Source organism: Agrobacterium sp. DKPNP3 (assembly GCF_052686535.1).
Window position 1 is genome coordinate 36,638 of sequence record NZ_JBQYSN010000023.1, and the last position, 19,875, is coordinate 56,512.

At 59.8% G+C, this 19,875-nt stretch carries 18 protein-coding genes; 10 read left to right on the forward strand and 8 right to left on the reverse strand.

Features of this window, described 5'->3' with window-relative positions:
• Positions 1–115: 115 nt before the first annotated feature.
• Genes ACUTJJ_RS09140 through denD form a run of 3 tightly spaced genes read right to left on the reverse strand, consistent with a single transcriptional unit; the run spans position 116 to position 3,792 of the window.
• Positions 116–1,897: an IlvD/Edd family dehydratase gene (locus ACUTJJ_RS09140; RefSeq protein ID WP_144578285.1), complete on the reverse strand. Its 1,782-nt coding sequence runs from the start codon at positions 1,895–1,897 to the stop codon at positions 116–118.
• 9 nt (positions 1,898–1,906) lie between these two features.
• Positions 1,907–2,809, reverse strand: coding sequence for an NAD(P)-dependent oxidoreductase (locus ACUTJJ_RS09145; RefSeq protein ID WP_063951476.1), 903 nt, complete (start codon positions 2,807–2,809; stop codon positions 1,907–1,909).
• Complete coding sequence (gene denD / locus ACUTJJ_RS09150) at positions 2,806–3,792, reverse strand: D-erythronate dehydrogenase (RefSeq protein ID WP_445541936.1); 987 nt, start codon at positions 3,790–3,792, stop codon at positions 2,806–2,808. The genes ACUTJJ_RS09145 and denD overlap by 4 nt, the downstream gene beginning before the upstream one ends.
• Positions 3,793–4,006: 214 nt before the next feature.
• Here denD and ACUTJJ_RS09155 point away from each other — a divergent pair, with 214 nt between their 5' ends.
• From ACUTJJ_RS09155 to ACUTJJ_RS09180, 6 genes are all read left to right on the forward strand, one after another.
• Positions 4,007–5,452, forward strand: a complete 1,446-nt coding sequence (locus ACUTJJ_RS09155; protein ID WP_445541937.1) for an FAD-binding oxidoreductase — start codon at positions 4,007–4,009, stop codon at positions 5,450–5,452.
• 113 nt (positions 5,453–5,565) lie between these two features.
• Positions 5,566–6,282: a FadR/GntR family transcriptional regulator gene (locus ACUTJJ_RS09160; protein WP_144578289.1), complete on the forward strand. Its 717-nt coding sequence runs from the start codon at positions 5,566–5,568 to the stop codon at positions 6,280–6,282.
• A 203-nt stretch (positions 6,283–6,485) separates the two neighbouring features.
• On the forward strand, positions 6,486–7,646 hold the full coding sequence (locus ACUTJJ_RS09165; RefSeq protein WP_445541938.1) for a fumarylacetoacetate hydrolase family protein: 1,161 nt from the start codon (positions 6,486–6,488) through the stop codon (positions 7,644–7,646).
• A 21-nt stretch (positions 7,647–7,667) separates the two neighbouring features.
• On the forward strand, positions 7,668–8,198 hold the full coding sequence (locus tag ACUTJJ_RS09170) for a TRAP transporter small permease (protein WP_063951481.1): 531 nt from the start codon (positions 7,668–7,670) through the stop codon (positions 8,196–8,198).
• 4 nt (positions 8,199–8,202) lie between these two features.
• Positions 8,203–9,480, forward strand: a complete 1,278-nt coding sequence (locus tag ACUTJJ_RS09175) for a TRAP transporter large permease (RefSeq protein ID WP_445541939.1) — start codon at positions 8,203–8,205, stop codon at positions 9,478–9,480.
• A gap of 39 nt (positions 9,481–9,519) precedes the next feature.
• Positions 9,520–10,527 carry a TRAP transporter substrate-binding protein gene (locus tag ACUTJJ_RS09180; RefSeq protein ID WP_296069733.1) on the forward strand — a complete coding sequence of 336 codons (1,008 nt, stop codon included), beginning with the start codon at positions 9,520–9,522 and terminating at the stop codon, positions 10,525–10,527.
• A 103-nt stretch (positions 10,528–10,630) separates the two neighbouring features.
• Here ACUTJJ_RS09180 and acs read toward each other — a convergent pair whose 3' ends face one another.
• Positions 10,631–12,583: an acetate--CoA ligase gene (gene acs, locus ACUTJJ_RS09185; RefSeq protein ID WP_063951484.1), complete on the reverse strand. Its 1,953-nt coding sequence runs from the start codon at positions 12,581–12,583 to the stop codon at positions 10,631–10,633.
• 230 nt (positions 12,584–12,813) lie between these two features.
• Between acs and ACUTJJ_RS09190 the strand changes: the two genes are divergently transcribed.
• The gene (locus ACUTJJ_RS09190) at positions 12,814–13,515 is read left to right on the forward strand and encodes a DUF1013 domain-containing protein (protein WP_063951485.1); all 702 of its coding nucleotides are present in this window, start codon (positions 12,814–12,816) and stop codon (positions 13,513–13,515) included.
• Positions 13,516–13,571: 56 nt separating this feature from the next.
• Here the strand turns inward: ACUTJJ_RS09190 and ACUTJJ_RS09195 are convergent, their stop codons facing one another.
• A complete protein-coding gene (locus tag ACUTJJ_RS09195; RefSeq protein WP_445541940.1) occupies positions 13,572–14,231 on the reverse strand; it encodes a YggS family pyridoxal phosphate-dependent enzyme in 660 nt (219 codons plus the stop codon).
• Between the two features lie 190 nt (positions 14,232–14,421).
• On the opposite strand from ACUTJJ_RS09195, the gene leuS reads away from it, so the two are divergent.
• The 3 genes from leuS to holA are packed head-to-tail and all read left to right on the forward strand — an operon-like array spanning position 14,422 to position 18,639.
• On the forward strand, positions 14,422–17,052 hold the full coding sequence (gene leuS, locus ACUTJJ_RS09200; RefSeq protein ID WP_445541941.1) for a leucine--tRNA ligase: 2,631 nt from the start codon (positions 14,422–14,424) through the stop codon (positions 17,050–17,052).
• A complete protein-coding gene (lptE, locus tag ACUTJJ_RS09205; RefSeq protein WP_445541942.1) occupies positions 17,045–17,590 on the forward strand; it encodes an LPS assembly lipoprotein LptE in 546 nt (181 codons plus the stop codon). The genes leuS and lptE overlap by 8 nt, the downstream gene beginning before the upstream one ends.
• An 11-nt stretch (positions 17,591–17,601) precedes the next feature.
• On the forward strand, positions 17,602–18,639 hold the full coding sequence (gene holA, locus ACUTJJ_RS09210; RefSeq protein WP_144578296.1) for a DNA polymerase III subunit delta: 1,038 nt from the start codon (positions 17,602–17,604) through the stop codon (positions 18,637–18,639).
• Between the two features lie 67 nt (positions 18,640–18,706).
• Here holA and fdxA read toward each other — a convergent pair whose 3' ends face one another.
• From fdxA to ACUTJJ_RS09225, 3 genes are all read right to left on the reverse strand, one after another.
• On the reverse strand, positions 18,707–19,045 hold the full coding sequence (gene fdxA, locus ACUTJJ_RS09215; protein WP_063951609.1) for a ferredoxin FdxA: 339 nt from the start codon (positions 19,043–19,045) through the stop codon (positions 18,707–18,709).
• Between the two features lie 158 nt (positions 19,046–19,203).
• Positions 19,204–19,620 (reverse strand): RNA-binding S4 domain-containing protein, encoded by a 417-nt coding sequence (locus tag ACUTJJ_RS09220; RefSeq protein WP_445541943.1) that lies wholly within the window; start codon positions 19,618–19,620, stop codon positions 19,204–19,206.
• 4 nt (positions 19,621–19,624) lie between these two features.
• A partial coding sequence (locus tag ACUTJJ_RS09225; RefSeq protein ID WP_445541944.1) for a hypothetical protein occupies positions 19,625–19,875 on the reverse strand: 251 nt, incomplete at its 5' end.

The following is a 19,875-nucleotide window of genomic DNA, read 5'->3' on the forward strand; positions in this document are numbered from 1 at the left end:
CTGCCCCAGTGCGCGAATGTCGTGTGGATTCGCCGGTACATTAGGAGGTCAAAACAAATCGCGAAACCACCTCGAAAAGAAATCCCCGGTCTTGGCCGGGGACTTGTCATCGTCGTCAGTGATTGTGCCGGGGCATTTTCTCGGCAATCCGGCGGAAATCCGCAGCGCCTTCCAACACCGCCCCATCCGAAAGCTGCGTGACGGATCGGCGATAGATGCGTTGCCAGGGCGTCGCATCCGCAGGCACGACGGGAATGCCATCGGCCTTGCGGGCGTTGAGCTCCTCATCCGGCACCAGCGCGTTGCACTCACCCTTGTTGAAGTCAATGCGGATCACGTCACCGGTGCGCAGCCATGCCAGCCCACCGCCGGCCGCACTTTCCGGCGATGCGTTGAGGATGGACGGGCTGTCCGCCGTTCCAGACTGCCGGCCGTCGCCGATCGTGGGCAGGCTGGTAATTCCTTTTCGCAACAGGGCATCCGGCGGCTGCATGTTGACGACTTCGGCCGATCCCGGCCATCCAAGCGGCCCTGCGCCGCGAATGACGAGAATCGTGCGCTCATCGATGTCAAGCGACGGATCGTTGATGCGCGCGTGATAGTCTTCCGAACCATCGAAGACCACACATTTGCCTTCGAAAATGCCTTCGCGGCCCGGCTCGCTGAGATAACGCTGGCGAAACTCCGCCGAGATCACGCTGGTTTTCATGATGGCGAAGTCGAAGAGATTGCCCTTGAGCACGAGGAAACCGGCGCGCTCCTTCAGCGGCTGGTCGTAGGGCAGGATCACATCGCGGTCGGTCGATTCACGGCCTTCCAGATTCTCCGCCACGGTTTTGCCGGTCACCGTCGGACAGTTGCCGTCGAGTTTACCAGCCTTCAGAAGCTCCCACATGATGGCAGGTGTGCCGCCGGCGCGATGATATTTCTCCCCCAGCCATTTGCCGGCTGGCTGAACGTTCGCCAGCAACGGGATATCGTAGCCGTGGACCTGCCAGTCCTCTTCGCGGAGCTCGACGCCCGCATGTTTTGCCATGGCCGCCAGATGCGGCTGCGCATTGGTGGAACCGCCAATGGCCGAATTGACGCGGATCGCATTCAAGAAGGCTTCGCGCGTCATGATGTCAGAGGGCTTGATGTTCTCGACAACTAGTTCAACGGCACGACGGCCGGTCCGATAGGCCATCTGCCCTCGCTCGCGGTAGGCGGCAGGAATGGCGCCGCAGCCGGTGAGCGACATCCCGAGCGCTTCCGCAAGGGCGTTCATGGTGGAGGCCGTGCCCATGGTGTTGCAATGCCCTACCGAGGGCGCCGATTCGAGCGCCGCCTGCAAAAACTCCTCGCGGGTGATTTCGCCGGCGCCATACTTGCGGCGCATGCGCCAGATGACGGTGCCGGAACCCACAAGATCGCCATCATGATAGCCGTCGAGCATCGGACCACCAGATAGAACGATGGCCGGAATATCGACTGTGCTTGCCGCCATCAGCGCTGAAGGCGTAGTCTTGTCGCAACCGGTGGTCAGAACGACGCCGTCAAGCGGATAGCCATAAAGCACTTCAACCAGGCTTAAATAGGCCAGATTGCGATCGAGGGCGGCCGTTGGGCGCTTGCAGTTTTCAAACATCGGATGTGTCGGAAACTCGATCGGAATGCCGCCCGCATCGCGGATGCCATCGCGCACCCGCTTGACCAGTTCCACATGCACCCGGTTGCAGGGCGTGAGGTCGCTGCCGCTCTGGGCGATACCGATGACGGGCTTGCCGGAGCGAAGCTCTTCCGGCGTTACGCCATAATTCATGAAGCGCTCCAGATAGAGCGCCGTCATGTCGAGGTGATCAGGGTTGTCGAACCAGTCCTGCGATCGCAGCCGGCGCATGGGTGTCTTATCGCTCATGAGATCGCTTCAGCCCCGTTCGCGGTTGTTGAGTTTTTCGAGATAGAGAAGGATACCGCTATGATCGATATCGGCCCCGCCGTCGCCAACGAAGTCATCGAATTCCCGCGTGACCTGCTGGGTGAGCGGAAGGTTGAGCGACAGATCCTTCGCCGTTGCCAGAACGCCGTTCAGGTCCTTGAGCTGGAATTTGGACGGACCACCCGGCACGAAATTGCGCTTCACCATGCGCTCGCCATGGAGTTCAAGAATCCGGCTTTCGGCAAACCCACCACGAATGGCGTTGCGGAAACCTTCACGCGATGCTCCGCCGGCTTCCACCAGCATCATCGCCTCGGCAACTGCGCCAATCGTGATGGCGACGATCTGCTGGTTGGCGAGCTTGCAGAGCTGGCCGGCGCCCGACGGACCGACATAGGTGAGCCGGCCCATCGGGGCGAAGACATCCGCAAGACCTGAGATCAACGCCTCGTCCCCACCGGCCATGATGGCGAGCGTCCCCGCCGTCGCGCCCGGCACACCACCCGAAACCGGTGCGTCGACGTGATGAATGCCGAGCGCCTGGAGACGCGACGAATGCTCCCGCGCGATCGGCGGCGCAATCGAACTGCTATCGATCACGACGGCACCCTTGGTCAGCGCCTCGGCCACCCCCGCTTCAAACAGCACCTCGCCGACGGCAGCGCCGTCGCTTAGCATGGTGATGACGATATCGGCGTTCTTCGCGGCCTCTGCCGGAGATGCGGCGGCAACCGCACCGTCAGCGACAAGGGCTTCGGCCTTATCGGCGCTACGGTTCCAGACCGTCACCAAAAAGCCGGCGCTGAGCAAACGCCGCGCCATCGGCCCCCCCATCAGGCCGGTGCCGATAAAGGCGATTGAGCGCTTCTTCTCCTCCCCGCTGACACTCATTTCAGGGAACCTCCCAGCTCGTCTTCGATGTGAACCTGAATGATTTCTTCGAAGGAGCTTTCGGCCGTAAAGCCCAGTTCGCGGGCGCGCTTGGCTTCGAAACCGGGGGCCCAACCCTCGCACATGCGCATGATCATCTCGTTCGGCTCGCGACGAATGAGGGCGACGGCCGTTTCGCCAGCGACCTTGCGCAGTGCTTCGATCTGTTCGCCAACGGTAGCACTGAGGCCCGGCATCGACAGGTTACGGCGCGGACCGACCTTTTCCACGTCGATAGTCGCACCATGGATAAGGAAACCAACGGCGGAACGGGGCGAAGCGTGCCAGTGGCGAATGCTTTCCGGCACTGGCAGAACTGCTTCCTGACCAACCAGCGGCTCGCGAAGAATGTTGGAGAAGAAGCCGGAGGCGGCCGCATTGGGCTTGCCGGGGCGAATGCAGATGGTCGGCAGGCGGATGCCGATCCCGTCGAAGAAACCGCGACGGCTGTAGTCGGACAGCAGCAGCTCGCAGATCGCCTTCTGTGTGCCGTAGCTGGTGAGCGGCGTGGTGTGGAATTCATCCGGGATCGGATAAGGAAGCGGCGCACCGAAGACGGCAATCGAGGAGGTAAAGACCACGCGCGGCTTGTAACCATCCTTGCCATGGGCAAGGCGGATGGCATCGAAGAGATAACGCGTGCCGTCGAGATTGATGCGGTAGCCCTTGTCGAAATCAAGCTCGGCTTCACCTGATACGATGGCGGCAAGGTGGAAGATGACGTCCGGGCGGGCTTCGACCAGCTGTTCAGCTTCTCCCGGCGCCGACAAATCGGCCGCGCGCGCGTCAACCGCCCCGGAAAAACCAGCCGGCGCCTCAGGCTGGAACACGTCGATGAGCGTGAATTTCTCGATCGGTTTGCCGCCGAGCGCTCCGTCTTTCACGAGGCGCTGTGTCAGCTTGCGGCCAACCATCCCTGCGGCGCCGATGATTGCGATATGCATGTCTTCCTCCTCTTTGCCCCGGTCGTTCTCCCGAGACCGAAAAATACCTCACCGGCCGACAGACCGATAAATTAGCTTGTAAGGTTGTCTGATAACCTTATATGCTCCGGTTGAAAATAGTATTTTTTCGCAAACCGGCAAAAGCAAGGGCACCATCAAACACAATGGTACGGCTCTCGCCAATTGTCAGGGCGGATTGAACGGAGAGGGTGGAATGACGATCGGGGGCGAACACGATATCGAAAAGTTGCGGGTGTCGCTGAAGGATAGGCTGGGTGAAGCTCTGCTGCTGACATCGCAGGAAGACATGCTGCGATATTGTCGGGACTGGCACGGCGACGTTACCAGTTCGGCGGTTGCGGTCATCCGCCCGCGCTCCACGCAGGAAGTATCCGACACCGTCCGCGTCTGCGCGGAACTCGGCCTCGCCATCATTCCCCAGGGCGGCAATACCGGTCTGGTACTTGGTAGCATTCCCGATGCGCCCGACCATCAGGTCGTACTGAGCCTTGAGCGCATGAATGCCATCCGCACCATCGACAGCGACGATTTTTCTGCCGTGGTCGAAGCCGGCTGCATCCTCTCGGAGTTCAAGGATGCGGTGCAGGACAAGGGCATGTTCTTTCCCCTTTCGCTCGGTGCGCAGGGCAGCTGCCGCATTGGCGGCAATGTTTCCACCAATGCCGGCGGCATCAATGTGCTGCGTTATGGCATGACCCGCGAACTGGTGCTTGGCCTCGAAGTGGTCCTGCCGGATGGCACCATCTGGAACGGCCTCTCGACCCTGCGCAAGGATAATCGTGGCATCGACCTGAAGCAGCTTTTGATCGGCGCGGAAGGAACGCTTGGCATCATTACTGCCGTTGCGGTTAAACTCTATCCCAATCCAGAACATGTCGAAACGGCGCTGCTCGGCCTGAATTCGCTCGATGAAGCCATCAAGCTTTACCGCCGCGCCCGCCGCGAATGCTGCGACCTGATGTCCGCCTTCGAATTCATGCCCCCGATCGCCTTCACGCTGGCGATCGAGGCAATTCCCGACCTCAAAATGCCGATCGCCGGCGATTACCCGGCCTATGTACTGATGGAAATTTCAGGCTCCGGCCTGGTAGACACGGCCGACCTGATGGGGCGCTTCCTCGAAGGCGTCATGGAAGACGGGCTGGTGCTGGATGGCGTCATCGCCTCTTCCCGCGCGCAGGCGCAATCGCTCTGGCTGTTCCGGGAAGGGATGAATGAAGGACAGGCGCTGCGCGGCAGCCACATGCGCACCGATATTTCCGTGCCGTTGTCAAAACTGGCCGCATTTGTCGCAGAGGCAGAAGCGGAACTCGCGGAAAAGCTGCCGGCGTGCCTGGCGGTTTCCTACGGCCATGTCGGCGATGGCAACGTGCACCTCAACGTATTGCCGCCCAACGGTTCGACGCCGGACGAGCGCGAGGCCTTTATCTACAAGTCGAAGACATTGGTGAACGAGGTGCTCGACCGTTATGTCGGCAGCATCAGTGCCGAACACGGCATCGGCCGCCTGAAGCGCTCCGATTTCGAAAGCCGGCTGTCCGACGTGCAGCGGCGGATGATCATGGGTCTGAAAAACGCCTTTGATCCGGATCTACGCATGAATCCCGGTTGCCAGATAACCCTGCGACCGGATAGCTAATCGACAGACGACGGGGCGGAGAACACCGCCCCTTGAGATAGCGTGGACGGCGAAGGAGGAAGTCGCCTGCCGCGTGAACGGGCAATCATCGTTTCGGTCGAACGGGAGCAATCATGACGCTGGAGTTCAATCAGATACATCGCAACGACCATTTGCCGGGCCGGATTGCCGCGGAGATGGCGCGCGAAATCAACGATTCGAAACTCGGGCCGGGCGACAGGCTGCCGACCGAACACGTTCTCGCCAAGACCTTTGGTGTCAGCCGCTCGGTCATTCGCGAGGCGATCGCGCAACTACGCAATGAAGGCTTCGTTGAGACAAGGCAGGGCGTCGGAGCTTTTGTGACCGACCCTCGACAGCGATTGTCGATCCGGATCGAGCAATCCACCCTCAACGATCCCGAAAACTTTCGCGACCTGATGCAGCTTCGTATGTCGCTGGAAATCGATGCTGCCGGCCTCGCCGCGTTGCATCACAAACCCGAACATCTCGAAAGGTTTGACAAGGCGATTTATGGCATGCGCAATGCCGTCGAGTGGTCGAAGGACGGTGTCGAAGCCGATCTCGATTTCCACCGCACCATGGCCGAAGCGACCGGCAACGAATATTTCCTGATTTTTCTGGGCTTCATCGCCCAGCGCATCAGTTCCGCCATCAACACGGCGTTTTCGCGCGCTGTTTACGGCGAAATTCTCGAAATCACCATCAACGAGCACGTGGTGCTACGGGAGGCGATCGCGTCCCGGGACGTTGCGGTGGCGCGGGATGCGATGCGTCAGCACATTTTAGGCGCTGCCCGGCGCCTGAACATCGATCTCGATATATTTTGAATTTTGGGCGTCGTTGACGCCGAAGTTATAGGACAGCTTCACCGCATGTGTTGTATGGCCGGTGTCAATCAAGGCGAATTTTTGTCTAACGGACCGCTAGACTCGCTGTAAAAGTCATACTAAGAAGAAAGAGATTAGGTTGTCAGACATCCAGACAATAAGACCGCAGGAGGCGGCCTGTCGGGTGTGAAGGGGAGGACTACATGGCCGGCACAAGGTCTATCGACGCTACCACAATTTTGCCTGACGATTTCGAAAACGCGCTGCTCGTCGGCCGCGTCTGGTCGAAGAGCGAGGACGGCCCGTGCCCTGTGCTGCTCAAGGGTGGCGTGCTTTATGACCTTACCTCGCTTGCCCCCACCATGTCGGAGCTTCTGGAGAAGACGGATCTGGTGACGCAACTTGCCGACACCGCCGCTTTTGTTGCGCTTGGCGCACTGGACGCGTTTCTGGACGGTTCCGCCGGCGAACTCCTTGCACCCAACGACATTCAGGCCGTCAAGGCCGCCGGCGTCACCTTCGCCGACAGCATGCTGGAACGGGTGATCGAAGAGCAGGCCAAGGGCGATCCGCTGCGCGCGCAGGAAATTCGCGGCCGGCTGGCCCCGGTTCTCGGCAACAACCTCAAGGGCCTGGAAGCCGGCTCCGAAAAAGCGGCCGAAGTGAAGAAACTGCTCCAGGAAATGGGCCTCTGGTCGCAATATCTGGAAGTCGGCATCGGCCCGGATGCGGAAATCTTCTCCAAGGCGCAGGCCATGGCCTCGGTTGGCTGTGGCGCGCTGATCGGCGTTCACCCGAAATCGCAATGGAACAATCCCGAGCCGGAAGTGGTGCTGGCCATCACCTCCGACGGCCGTATCGTTGGTGCGACGCTCGGCAACGACGTCAACCTGCGCGATTTCGAAGGCCGTTCCGCCCTGCTGCTCAGCAAGGCGAAGGACAATAATGCATCCTGCGCGATCGGTCCCTTCATCCGCCTGTTCGACGGCAACTTTACCATTGAGGATGTGAAGAAGTCGCAGATCTCGCTTCTGGTCGAGGGCGAAGACGGCTTCACCATGACCGGCGTCAGCCCCATGGAAGCAATCAGCCGCACGCCGGAAAACCTTGCCTCGCAGCTCTTGAACCGCAATCATCAATATCCTGACGGGGCGGTCTTTTTCCTCGGCACAATGTTCGCGCCGGTCAAGGACCGTCACGGCCCCGGCCTCGGCTTCACACATTCCAAAGGCGACCGGGTCGAGATTTCCACACCCAAGCTCGGCAAGCTGATAAACTGGGTCACGACGACGGACGAATGCCCGGAATGGACGTTCGGCACCGCGGCCCTGATGCGCAACCTCGCAAAACGAGGATTGCTCTAAACATTTCTTCGGGAGGGGAAAATGCAAAAGACCATCAATCTCTTTTACCGGATTCTCGAAATCATTCTCGTCGCGCTGCTCGCTGGCATGTCGATCATGGTCTTCGTCAACGTCGTCATGCGTTACACGATGAATTCCGGCATCAACGTCTCGGAAGAGCTGTCCCGCTACTTCTTCGTATGGCTGACCTTCCTTGGCGCCGTGCTGACCTTCCGCGAGAACAGCCATATGGGCATCGAAACGCTCGTGATGTTTCTGTCGCGCCGCGCCCGCATCGTCTGCATGATCATCTCCAACATCATCATCCTGGCCTGTTCCGCCATCTTCTTCTGGGGCACCTGGAAACAATCCGGCATCAACGCCAGCATGCACGCACCGGTCACCAAACTCTCCATGATCTGGGTCTATGGTATTGGCATGTTCACGGGTGGTCTCATGTTCGTCATCGCGCTGGAGCGTCTCTACAGGCAATTGACCGGCCGCGTCACGGAAGACGAAATCGCCCAGTTTGCGGGCGAGAACCTGACGATCGAACAGCTTTCGGAGCGCTGACACCATGACACTTTTCGTTTTTGTCGGCTCTCTGCTCGGAGCCATGGCGATTGGCGTTCCCGTCGCTTTCTCGCTAATGTTCTGCGGCGTCGTGCTCATGTGGTACATGGGCATGTTCAACACCGCGATCATCGCGCAGAACATGATCTCGGGCGCAGACACCTTCACCCTGCTTGCCATTCCCTTCTTCATTCTGGCCGGCGAACTGATGAATTCCGGTGGTCTCTCCCGCCGCATCATCGACTTTGCGATCGCGCTGGTCGGCCATATCAGAGGCGGCCTCGGCATCGTGGCCATTGTCGCCGCCATCATCATGGCCAGCATCTCCGGTTCGGCGGCAGCCGATACCGCAGCCCTTGCTGCAATCCTCATCCCGATGATGGCGAAGGCCGGCTACAACATTCCGCGCTCCGGCGGTCTGATTGCCGCTGGCGGTATCATCGCCCCGGTCATCCCGCCATCCATGGCCTTCATCGTTTTCGGTGTCGCCGCCAACGTCTCTATCACCCAGCTCTTCCTCGCTGGTATCGTTCCCGGCATCCTGATGGGCGCATCGCTTATCATCGCCTGGCTGATCGTTGTACGCAAGGATGACGTCAAGCCGCTGCCGAAAACCACGGCGAAGGAACGCGTGACAGCCACGGCTCGCGCCGGCTGGGCTCTCGGCATGCCCGTCATCATCCTCGGCGGCATCAAGGCCGGCATCATGACGCCGACGGAAGCCGCCGTGGTTGCCGCCGCCTATGCGCTTTTCGTCGGGATGGTGATCTACCGCGAATTGAAGCCGGCGGACCTATTCCACGTGCTCCTGCGCGCCGCCAAGAGCACCTCGATCATCATGTTCCTCGTCTGCGCGGCACTCGTTTCCGCGTGGCTCATTACCGCCGCGAATATTCCGAATGAAGTCGCCGGTTACATCGAACCGCTGATCGACCGTCCGATGCTGCTGATGGCCGTCATCATGGTGCTGGTCTTCGTCGTCGGCACCGCGCTCGACCTGACGCCGACCATCCTGATCCTGACGCCAGTTCTGATGCCGATCGTGAAGCAGGCGGGTATCGACCCGGTCTATTTCGGTGTCCTCTTCATCATCAACAACGCCATCGGCCTGATTACCCCGCCGGTTGGCGTGGTGCTCAACGTCGTCAGCGGCGTTGGCCGAATCCCGCTCGGCAAGGTGACGATCGGTGTCTGGCCGTTCCTCGTTGCCGAAACCATCGTGCTGGCGCTGCTCGTGATTTTCCCGGACATCGTCCTCGTGCCTCTGCAGTACCTTCGTTAATCGAAACTTTTTCTCGACCACAATCCAAGGGAGGATATTATGAGAAAGCTTCTTCTGACCACCACGGCAATCGCTTTCGCGGTGGGCGCCGCAGCGCCGGCAATGGCCGAATTCAACAGCCGCAACATCCGCGTTTCGAACGGCATCAATCAGGACCATCCGGTTGGCAACGGCATCAAGGCGATGCAGGCCTGCCTCGACGACAAGTCGGGCGGCAAGCTGAAGCTGACAGCGTTCTGGGGCGGCGCACTCGGTGGAGACCTTCAGGCAACCCAGGCACTGCGCTCCGGCGTTCAGGAAGCCGTCGTAACGTCCTCTTCGCCGCTCGTCGGTCTTATTCCGGCCCTCGGCGTCTTCGACCTGCCGTTCCTGTTCTCCAACGCCAAGGAAGCAGACGCTGTCATGGACGGCGCGTTCGGCGACATGATGAACAAGAAGCTGGAAGAGCAGGGCCTCGTCAACCTGGCTTACTGGGAAAACGGTTTCCGCAACCTGTCGAACTCCAAGCATGCCGTGAACAAGTGGGAAGATTTCTCGGGCCTCAAGGTCCGCGTGATGCAGAACAACATCTTCCTCGACACCTTCCAGAACCTCGGTGCAAACGCAACTCCGATGGCTTTCGGCGAAGTCTTCTCGGCGCTTGAGACCAACGCGATCGATGCCCAGGAAAACCCCTATGTGACGATCGACACGTCGAAGTTCTACGAAGTGCAGAAATACGTCACCGAGACGAACCACGCTTACACGCCGTTCCTCTTCCTCTTCTCCAAGCCGATCTTCGACAGCTACACGCCGGAAGAACAGGCAGCCCTGCGTGAATGCGCAGTTGTCGGTCGTGACGAAGAGCGCAAGGTCATCCGCGAACTGAACCAGAAGTCGCTGGAGAAGATCAAGGCTGCCGGCCTCGAAGTGAACACGCTGTCTCCCGAAGAGCAGGCGCGTATCCGCGAAAAATCCATGGTCGTCTATGAAAAGCATAAGGCTGAAATCGGCGCCGACGTCGTTGACGCCGTTCTGGCGGACCTGAAGAAGATCCGCGGTCAGTAATCCCAACCGCATACGTTAAAGACACCCGGAAGTTCCGCCTCCGGGTGTTTTTGTTTGTCGAAAGCCGATCAAAAAAGGCTGCCGAAGCAGCCTTTTCTCAAAATCACGCTGTGCGGTTCTGTCGGTTGGCGATGAGGTCATCGACAACGGCCGGATCGGCGAGCGTCGACGTATCTCCGAGCGCCCCGAAATCATCTTCGGCGATCTTGCGCAGGATACGCCGCATGATCTTGCCGGAACGGGTCTTCGGCAGGCCGGGCGCGAACTGGATCTTGTCGGGCGTCGCAACCGGCCCGATCTCGTTGCGCACGTGCTTTACCAGCTCTTCACGCAAGGCATAGTCGCCGTTCTGGCCCGCCATCAGCGTGACGTAACAATAAATGCCCTGCCCCTTGATCGGATGCGGATAACCGACAACCGCCGCTTCCGAAACCTGATGATGCGACACCAGCGCCGATTCCACCTCGGCCGTACCGAGGCGATGACCGGAAACGTTCAGAACGTCATCCACGCGGCCGGTGATCCAGTAATAACCGTCCTCATCGCGCCGGCAGCCGTCACCGGTGAAATATTTGCCCTTATAGGTGGAGAAGTAGGTGTCGATGAAGCGCTGATGATCGCCATAGACGGAGCGCGACTGGCCCGGCCAGCTGTCGATGATGCAGAGATTGCCGTCCGCCGGCCCTTCCAGCACATTGCCTTCGGCATCGACCAGTTGCGGCTGCACACCAAAGAACGGCCGCGTCGCCGAGCCGGGTTTCAGATCGGTCGCGCCCGGCAGCGGCGAGATGAGAATACCGCCGGTTTCCGTCTGCCACCAGGTGTCGACGATCGGGCTCTTATCCTCGCCGACCACATGGTAATACCACTCCCATGCTTCCGGATTGATGGGCTCACCCACGGTGCCGAGCAGCCGCAGGCTGCTGCGCGAGGAACGCGTGACGAACTGGTCGCCTGCGCCCATCAGCGATCTCAGCGCTGTCGGCGCCGTATAGAAGATGTTGACCTTGTGCTTGTCGATGACTTCCCAGAAGCGGCCCTGATCCGGGAAGTTCGGAACACCTTCGAACATCAGTGTCGTCGCGCAGTTCGCAAGCGGCCCGTAAACGATATAGGAATGGCCGGTGACCCAGCCGACATCGGCGGTACACCAGTAGACCTCACCGTCCTTGTAATCGAAGACATATTCATGCGTCATCGACGTATAGACGAGATAGCCGCCCGTGGTGTGCAGCACGCCCTTTGGCTTGCCGGTGGAACCCGACGTGTAGAGGATGAACAGCGGGTCTTCCGCGCGCATCTTCACTGGCGGGCAATCCGGCTTCACGGTCGCGATTTCCTGATGGTACCAGATGTCGCGGCCAGGCGCCCAGCCGGTCTTGCCGCCGGTACGCCGCACAACGAGAACCTTGTTGACGATGACATATTGCTTGGCGGCGATATCGATCGCCTTGTCGGTGTTTTCCTTGAGCGGGATCGGCTTGCCTCCGCGCACGCCTTCATCGCAGGTGATGACGAAGGTCGATTCGCAGTCAACGATACGGCCGGCCAGCGCTTCGGGCGAGAAGCCGCCAAAGACGACGGAATGCACGGCGCCGATGCGCGCGCAGGCAAGCATCGCGTAAGCCGCTTCGGGGATCATCGGCATATAGATGGTGACGCGGTCGCCCTTCTTCACGCCGTGCTTCTTCAGCACGTTCGCCAGACGGCAGACATAGTCGTAAAGCTGGTTATAGGTGATCTTCTTGTCGATATAGGGATTGTCGCCTTCCCAGATGATCGCCGTGCGCTCGCCATGGGTCTTCAGATGCCTGTCGATACAGTTGTAGGAGACGTTGGTCAGGCCATCCTCGAACCACTTGATCGGCACCCGCCCCCTGAAGGACGTGTTCTTGACCTTTGTATAGGGCTTGAACCAGTCGATCCGACGACCGTGCTTGTCCCAGAATTTTTCCGGATCCTCGACGCTCTCCTGGTACCATTTCTGGTAACGCTCATTGTCGATGAGCGTGCGGGCTTTCGCCGACTTGAGCACCGGGTAGATTTTGGCAGACATGAACTCCTCCTGGAACCGGGTATGGCTTCTGACGCGGCCCGAGACTCCCACCTCAGGCATGTGTTGAATTCATAGCAGGTCAATTGCGCACGGCAATTAGACAAAGGTCATTTGTTTCGCAAAGAATTGCAATTATGATGCAATCCGGTTATAGAGCGGCAATATCCCGGAAATCAGTGGTTGATACCACGCCCGCGACACCGGCGCGGACGGACAGAAGGACTGTATCTATGGCTCAACAATTGCTCATGCCAAAGGCAACGGCTGTATGGCTGGTTGACAACACCGCGCTGTCGTTCGATCAGATCGCCACGTTCTGCAAACTGCATCCGCTTGAAGTGAAGGCAATTGCCGACGGTGAAGCCGCGCAGGGCATCAAGGGCCTCGACCCGATCGCCACCGGACAGCTTTCCCGCGATGAGATCGCCCGCGCCGAAGGCAACCCGAACCATAAGCTGAAGCTTTCCGAGCCGAAGGTTCGCGTTCCGGAATCCAAGCGTCGCGGCCCGCGTTATACGCCGGTTTCCAAGCGTCAGGATCGTCCGAACGCCATTCTCTGGCTCGTTCGCAACCACCCGGAACTGAAGGATGCGCAGATTTCGCGTCTCGTCGGCACCACGAAGTCGACCATCGAGCAGATCCGCGACCGCACGCACTGGAACTCGGCCAACCTGACGCCAATGGACCCGGTCACCCTCGGCCTCTGCAGCCAGATCGATCTCGACCTCGAAGTCGAGCGCGCCTCCCGCGGCCGTCCGCTGCCGACTGCGGAAGAACTGGATAACACGCTTCAGCCGGCGACCGCGACGGAAGGTCTCGATTACAACTTCCAGCGTGAGGAAGACGACCAGATCGACGCCGATGCCGTCTTCAAGAAGCTGTCGTCGCTGAAGTCCACGCAGAAGGATGAAGACGAGGACGATCAGTACTGATCGACGTTGTCGAATGCTTGAAAAACCCGGCTCAGTGCCGGGTTTTTTGTTTAAGCTTATCGCGCGCCAAAGATCGCCGAGCCCACGCGAACACTGGTAGCACCGAATTCCACGGCCGTTTCAAAATCGCCGGACATGCCCATCGAAAGCTTCTTGAGGCCGCATTCCCTTGCAAGCTTTGCGAGGAGCGCAAAATGCGGGCCCGGGTTTTCCTCCGCCGGAGGGATACACATCAGCCCCTCGATCGGCAGCTTAAGTTCATCCCGGCAGAGTGTCACGAAGGCAAGGGTTTCGCGTGGATCGATGCCCGCTTTCTGCGGTTCCAGCCCGGTGTTGACCTGAACGTAAAACCGAAGACTGCGAGCCTGCTTTTCGCATTCTTCAGCAAGCACACGCGCTATCTTCTCACGATCGACGCTTTGCACGACATCGAAGAGCGCCACGGCGTCGGCAGCCTTGTTGGATTGCAGCGGCCCGATCAGGTGCAGCTCGATGCCGGGCGTCTTTTCTTTCAGCGCCGGCCATTTGCCCTGCGCTTCCTGAACACGGTTTTCGCCGAAGACACGCTGACCCGCATCGATGACCGGCTGGATCGCTTCTGCATCAAATGTTTTGGAGACGGCGACCAGGGCGACATCCCCAGGCCTGCGACCCGATTTTTCCGCCGCACGCGCGATACGCTGCCTGACATCCTCAAGACGAGCTTCGATTTCCATCACAGGACCTTTTTAAACGTTCGAACCGCTAACTAGACGCCGAATCCCTTGATGCCAAGCGGCTTTAGCACCATTTGAGGCACGCTGGCCAAGATTGCACCACCGAACGCCCCGCCAAACTTGACGCCCCGGTCGTTTCATGGTGAAGGTCAGCGCACATTTTTCCCCTCGATACCCGGAATTTTAGACAATGGCCATCGAACGTTACAATCCTCGCGACGCCGAGCCGCGCTGGCAGCAGAAATGGAACGAAGACAAGGTCTTCGTGACAGACAACAGCGATCCGCGTGAGAAATATTACGTTCTAGAGATGTTTCCCTATCCGTCGGGTCGCATCCACATGGGCCATGTCCGCAACTATGCCATGGGTGACGTCGTCGCCCGTTACAAGCGCGCCCGCGGCTTCAACGTGCTGCACCCGATGGGCTGGGACGCTTTCGGCATGCCCGCCGAAAATGCGGCCATGCAGAATAAGGTCCATCCCAAGGACTGGACCTACCAGAACATCGCCACCATGCGCGGACAGCTGAAATCCATGGGCCTGTCCTTGGACTGGACCCGCGAATTCGCCACATGCGATGTGGAATATTATCATCGCCAGCAGGCGCTGTTCGTCGACTTCATGGAAAAGGGGCTGGTCTACCGCAAGCAATCAAAGGTCAACTGGGACCCGGTCGATCATACCGTTCTGGCCAATGAGCAGGTCATCGATGGCCGCGGCTGGCGCTCCGGCGCGCTGGTCGAACAGCGCGAACTGACGCAATGGTTCTTCCGCATCACCGATTTCAGCCAGGACCTGCTGGATGAGCTGGACACGCTGGATCAGTGGCCGGAAAAAGTGCGCCTGATGCAGAAGAACTGGATCGGCCGTTCCGAAGGCCTGTCGCTGCGCTGGCAGACCGTTGCCGACACGGCACCGGAAGGCTTTTCTGACATCACGGTTTACACCACGCGCCCCGACACACTGTTCGGCGCTTCCTTCCTGGCCATTGCCGCCGACCACCCGCTGGCGAAAGAACTGTCGGAAAAAAATTCCGCCATCGCCGAATTCTGCGATGAATGCCGCCGCCATGGCACGTCTCTGGCCGCGCTGGAAACAGCTGAAAAGAAGGGCATCGATACCGGCGTCAAGGTCGTGCATCCGCTGGATCCGACGTGGGAACTGCCGGTTTATGTCGCCAACTTCGTGTTGATGGATTATGGTACCGGCGCGATTTTCGGTTGCCCCTCCGGCGACCAGCGCGACCTCGACTTTGCGCGCAAATACGGCCTGCCGGTCGTGGCGGTCGTCGCCCCCGAAGGCCCGGATGCGGAAAGCTTCACGGTCGATGACACCGCCTACACCGACGACGGCGTCATGATCAACTCCGGCTTCCTGAATGGCATGAAGACGACGGATGCCTTCGAGGCGGTCGTGCAGAAGCTGTCGGCGCAAACGCTCGGCAACGCACCCCAGGCCGAGCGCAAGGTCAACTTCCGCCTGCGCGACTGGGGCATTTCCCGCCAGCGTTACTGGGGGTGCCCGATCCCGGTTATTCATTGCGAAGTCTGCGGCGTCGTGCCGGTTCCGAAAAAGGACCTGCCCGTGAAGCTGCCCGACGACGTGACGTTCGACGTGCCAGGCAACCCGCTGGATCGGCACCCGACCTGGCGTCACGTCTCCTGCCCGCAATGCGGCCATGACGCGCGTCGCGAAACCGACACGATGGACACCTTCGTCGACTCCAGCTGGTATTACACGCGCTTCACGGCACCCTGGGAAGATGCACCGACCGATCCGAAGGTTGCCAATCACTGGCTGCCGGTGGATCAGTATATCGGCGGCATCGAGCACGCGATCCTGCACCTGCTCTATTCGCGCTTCTTCACCCGCGCCATGCGCGAGACCGGTCATGTGGATGTGAAAGAACCCTTCAAGGGCCTGTTCACCCAGGGCATGGTAGTCCACGAGACCTACAGCCGCGGTGAAGGCACGGCGCGAGAATGGGTGCCGCCGGCGGACCTGCGGATTGAGGAAACGGACGGCACGCGCCGCGCCTTCCTGCTTTCCTCCGGCGAAGAGGTGAAGATCGGCTCCATCGAGAAGATGTCGAAGTCGAAGAAGAACGTGGTCGATCCCGACGATATCATCGCCTCCTATGGCGCGGATACCGCACGCTTCTTCGTGCTGTCGGACTCGCCGCCGGATCGCGACGTCATCTGGTCCGAATCGGGCGTCGAGGGCGCAAACCGCTTCGTCCAGCGCGTCTGGCGCATCATCGGTGAAGCTGCCGACGAGCTGAAGACGGTCGAGCCGAAGCCCGCGACCGACGGTGAAGGTCTGGCTGCCTCAAAGGCCGCTCACAAGACGCTGAAGGCGGTTCAGGAGGATCTGGACAAGCTCGCCTTCAACAAGGCAATTGCGCGCATTTACGAACTCGTCAACGCGCTGGCCGGCCCTCTGGCCGACGTTGCTTCGGGCGGCAAGTCTAACGACGCAAAGGCGGCAGCGCGTGACGCCGTTGAAATCCTGATCCGCATCATCGCCCCGATGACGCCACACCTCGCGGAAGAATGCTGGGCGGCACTGGGCAACGAGGGTCTGGTGGCTGAGACGCCATGGCCGACCTTCGTGCCGTCGCTGGTGGAAGAAAACGACGTGGTCATGCCCGTGCAGGTCAATGGCAAGAAGCGCGGCGAATTGACAATCGCGCGCGATGCGGATCAAGATGCGGTCCGCGCGGCTGCCCTTGCTCTGGATGCCGTCAAATCTCTTCTTGCCGGCGGCGAGCCCAAGAAAGTCATCGTGGTTCCGCAGAGGATTGTGAACATTGTTGTCTGACGTTTTTTCGAGATGGAGCCGCGTCGCGGCAGCAATTTCCGTCGTGATGATGGCTGGTCTTCTGGCGGGCTGCCAGGTACGCCCCCTTTATGGCGAAGCTTCCGGAACAAAAGAAAGGCTGGCAGCAGTCAGCATTGCGCAGATAGGCGGACGTGCCGGGCAGGAAGTCCGTAACCAGTTGATCTTCCTGATGGCTGGAGGTGCAGGCGAGCCTGCGACGGCTCAATACACCCTCAAGATCGGCGTCAGCTCGAGCGCCAGCTCGACCGAAGTGCAGAATTACGACCTGACGACACGCACAAACAACAATTACGAAGGGCCGTACCCCGGTCGTGTCGTGATGGCGGGTCAATATGTGCTGACGCGCGTATCCGACGGTCAAATTCTGCGTTCAGCGCGCCGCAGCGTCACCGCGCAGGTGGATCTGCCACAGCAGGAATTCGCCAAGATCAGGGCGATCCGCGACGCTGAGAACCGTGCGGCCCGCGAGCTGGCCGAGATCATCCGCACCGATGTCGCCGCCACGCTCGGCCGCTGAGAGCGGCGGCCGTGGCGGAGATAAAGTCCCATGAATTCGAGCGCTTCGCCGAGAATCCGGCGGAGCGCTTTCGCGTTTTCGTCCTCTACGGGCCGGATCGCGGTCTTGTTTCGGAGCGGGCAGGCGTCATCGCCAAAAAGACGGGTATCGATCCCGACGATGCTTTTGCGTCACTGAAACTGACTGCATCCGATCTGCAGGGCGACCCGGGGCGTCTGCTGGATGAGGTGAACGCCATTGGTCTTTTCGGCGGCGAAAAACTCGTCTGGGTCAAGGGCGCATCAGCCGAAAAGGCGCTCGTGGATGCCCTCCAGATCCTGGCGGAGACGCCACCGGAATCGAGCTTCCTGATCATCGAAGCAGGTGACGTGAAAAAAGGTACCGGCCTGCGCAAGATCGCCGAGCCGGCACGCTCGATTGCCGCGATCCCCTGTTACGCCGATGACGCCCGCTCGCTGAATGCGCTGATCGATCAGGAACTGTCCGCAGATCATCTGCGCATCGCACCCGCTGCCCGACAGAGGCTGATCGAGCAACTCGGCGGCGACCGTATCGCGTCGCGAAATGAAATCCGCAAGCTTGCCCTCTATTGCCGTGGCGCCGAGGTGATCGAAGAGGATGACGTGATGGCCATTATCGGCGATGCCAGCACGGTTTCCGCCGACGACGCCGTGGATGCCATCCTCAAGGGCGACAGGAACGCCTTTTTCCACGCCACCCAGAAGATCATTTCCTCAAAAACGCCGATCTTCCTCGTGCTGCAGGGGTGCCTCAAGCAATTTCAGCTGCTCGATCAGATGCGTGCAGAGATGGATGAGAAAAAGCAGCAGGCCGGGCAGGTCATGCAGACCCTCGGGCGTCATATCCATTTCCGCCGGAAACCGGTCATCGAAAGAGCGCTGCGCACATGGCAGCCAGCGGCGATCGCCCGCGAGATGAACCGGTTGCAGGCAGCCATCCTGCAAAGCCGTCAGCGGCAAAGCCTGGAGGAAAGCGTGGCGCTCCTGACCCTGCTGTCCACCACGCTGCAATCCGGCCGCGGCGGATAAACGAAAGCCCTCGTGAAGGTACAACGAGGGCTTTTGAATTTGTGAAAGAGGATGATGCGATCTCGGATCAGTCGCCTTTGCCAGGCTCGGCGGAGAAATAGAGCTCCAGCTTGCCTTCGACACCGTCCATTTCCTTGGCTTCGGGCATCGGATCACGCTTCACCGTGATATTTGGCCAGATGGCCGCATATTCGGCATTGAGCTTCAGCCACTTGTCGAGACCCGGCTCCGTATCGGGCTTGATAGCCTCGGCAGGACATTCCGGTTCGCACACACCGCAATCGATGCACTCATCGGGATTGATGGCGAGAAAATTTTCGCCCTCGTAAAAGCAGTCGACAGGGCAGACCTCAACGCAATCGGTGTATTTGCAGCGGATGCAATTGTCGGTCACGACATATGTCATGATGAACTCCAGAATATGCAGGCCGGGTCTTTGGGCTTCGGAACACAAGCCGTCGCCCGGAATTCAGACAGGGCAATTTCGCAAGTGACGTAATGCCTTTGCTTGCAGATAGCAAGGATAAACAATTCTGAAAAACGGGGGCGGCTTGGAGGTTTATTCTAATCTTCGCTGCCGTCACTGTCCGACAGAAACCTGTCGAGCGCACGGCGCTCCTTTTTGGTGGGGCGTCCGCTGCCCGGCAGGCGCATCGCCTGTTCAAGCGGCGTCAGCCTGTCGGAAGGCGGCCGCGCCGGTGTCTGGTCATCGTAGAGGAGCCTTGCTTCTTCGTAAGGGCCGCGGCGCGTTCCGCCGGCTTTGACGATCAGCACCCTGTCCATCCGCTCGAAGCTGATTTCCAACCTGTCGCCGGCCTTCAGCATGTGGCTCGGCTGGCGAATGGGGGAGCCGTTGACCTTCACATGCCCAGACTGGATGTAGTTCTGGGCCAGTGACCGAGATTTCGCCATGCGGGCAAAGAACAGCCACTTGTCGAGACGCTGACGCGCGCTTTCCAGTGGCTGTTCGTTGCTACCCATGGGCTTACTTCTTCAGCTGCTCCTTGAGAGCAGCGAGCTTTGCAAAAGGTGAGTCCGGATCGAGCGGCTTTTCCTTGCGCGGCGGCTTGGCTTCGAAACGCTGCTGACCCTGAGGCTTTCCGCCACGGTCATTGCGCTCCGGACGATCCTTACGCTCGCCACGATCGTGACGGTCGTTGTTGCGGTTGTTGCCACGGTCCGGCCGACCACCATCACGCTTGCGCTCGCCATCGCCATTGCGATTGGCCGCCTCGC